Raw genomic sequence first — 1,860 nt, 5'->3', positions numbered from 1 at the left:
GAATATCAGTAGCTTATTATTCTGGTATTTATAACAAGAACGGTCAATGAATACCTAAATTTGAGTAAAAGAAATTTCACTACCATTTACCAATCCGGCTAAAATTCAAGAATTTCAATGCTTTAGCTATTTTCAATAGAATTAAATTTATTAATATAAATAACAAATTACTATTCTTAAATTTGATNAGATTGATTGCAAAAAAACAAGATTTTCAATAAGTTGCTTATAATCCTAATTATAGTTAGCCTTTCATAAGTAGCGATGCAACAAAGCCCACTGGAATCCAGGAATTTGGATTGGGCACTAAGTTGGTGAGCATAAAAGTGGCTGATCTTATGTTAAAACACAACGTTCTTGATGAGATTACGGCAAGGCTGGATTCCAGTGTCAAGCACTGGAATGACACCATTTGCTGTGCAGTTTACCTTTAAGAATGAATGTTCGTACAGTTGTGCGCGGTATCTCATCAGCCAACACGTAGCGGAATGACGGTTGTCGGTAAATCTTTTAGCTATAGAAGTTAACTTTGCAGTTAACTTCTACAGCGTTTCAAAGTATAGTTTTGGTAATACAGTAACTAAATATACATGAAAACCATTTTAGCTGTTGAAACAAGCTGCGACGAAACTGCAGTAGCGATTGTAAATAGTGACAAGCAAGTCCTTGCTCACGAAATTCTCTCCCAAGCAGAACACAAAAAACGTGGTGGGGTGATCCCTGAAATAGCTTCACGTGCTCATATGAAGCATTTAAGTGGTCTAATAAAAAGCGCCGTGGAAAAATCTAACCTTAACTTTTGTGACCTCAATGCAATTGCAGCAACATCAGGACCAGGACTCATAGGTGGATTAATAGTTGGTACAATGATGGCTAAAGCAATTGCGCATGTAGCACAAAAACCGTTCATTGCAGTGAATCACTTAGAAGCGCATGCATTGGTTATTAGGTTACTGCATGAGGTAAAATTTCCATTTTTAGTCCTACTAATATCAGGTGGTCACTGTCAATTTTTAATTGCACAGGATGTAGGTAAATACATTAAACTTGGAGAAACGCTCGATGATTCACTAGGAGAAGCATTTGATAAAGTTGCTAAGATGCTGGGTTTAAGCTATCCCGGAGGGCCATTAATTGAAAAGTTAGCTAAAAAAGGCAATGGTGCAAGATTTAAATTGCCAAGGGCAATGATAAAACGTTCTGGATGTAACTTTTCGTTTTCTGGAATTAAAACAGCAGTAAAAAACTTAGTGCAAGAACTTAAAATGAGCGAGCAAGATGTGTGTGATGTATGCGCTTCGTTTCAAGAGTGTATTAGTGACATACTGCTGGACAGGGTTAGCAATGCGATTATTATGGCCGAATCTTTAAATATCAAAATCAATGACTTTGTCATTACCGGCGGAGTTGCAGCAAATAATTTCTTGAGAGAAAAATTAAAACAACACATAAACTTAAACATATTTTTTCCTCCCAACAACCTATGTACAGATAATGCAATAATGGTTGGATGGGCAGGAATTGAAATGTTACAGAAAAGCTATATAGATTCTCTCAATTTTGCACCAAGACCTAAGTGGGAGTTAGAGAGTTATTAAAAGCTCTCAATTCTGAATTATAGCTAAAGTGACTTAGGTTCTCTAATTGCACATAAGTCAACAATAATTTTCACACAAATCAAAACAGCATATCTTCTCCATGATCCTTGGTAATTTTACATAAGTTAAAAGTAGCATATGGTTCTCTCCGCGGTCTGAGATGACAATAAATTTGTCAAGCCGCATCATACTTGTTAGAACCTGTTAAGGATCTCGAAAATATGAGGTAGAATAAGCATAGTTAAGAAAGAGGTATATCTAT

At 35.8% G+C, this 1,860-nt stretch carries 2 protein-coding genes; both read left to right on the top strand.

The window, feature by feature from the left end; all coding sequences use genetic code 11:
• The first annotated feature begins 360 nt into the window (after positions 1–360).
• Complete coding sequence (locus OZD63_RS03150; RefSeq protein ID WP_275008088.1) at positions 361–492, top strand: hypothetical protein; 132 nt, start codon at positions 361–363, stop codon at positions 490–492.
• A 98-nt stretch (positions 493–590) separates the two neighbouring features.
• Positions 591–1,598 (top strand): tRNA (adenosine(37)-N6)-threonylcarbamoyltransferase complex transferase subunit TsaD, encoded by a 1,008-nt coding sequence (gene tsaD / locus OZD63_RS03145; protein ID WP_065095013.1) that lies wholly within the window; start codon positions 591–593, stop codon positions 1,596–1,598.
• The last annotated feature ends 262 nt before the right edge of the window (positions 1,599–1,860 follow it).

This window comes from Wolbachia endosymbiont of Drosophila leontia, from assembly GCF_028981785.1.
GTDB lineage: Bacteria > Pseudomonadota > Alphaproteobacteria > Rickettsiales > Anaplasmataceae > Wolbachia > Wolbachia pipientis.
The sequence above is the reverse complement of the archived record's forward strand: the minus strand, read 5'-3'. Positions and strand labels throughout refer to the sequence as shown.

Excerpts from the sequence above, each read along its gene's own strand:
- tsaD (WP_065095013.1), top strand. The coding sequence starts at position 591 with ATGAAAACCATTTTAGCTGTTGAAACAAGCTGCGACGAAACTGCAGTA.
- OZD63_RS03150 (WP_275008088.1), top strand. The coding sequence starts at position 361 with ATGAGATTACGGCAAGGCTGGATTCCAGTGTCAAGCACTGGAATGACA.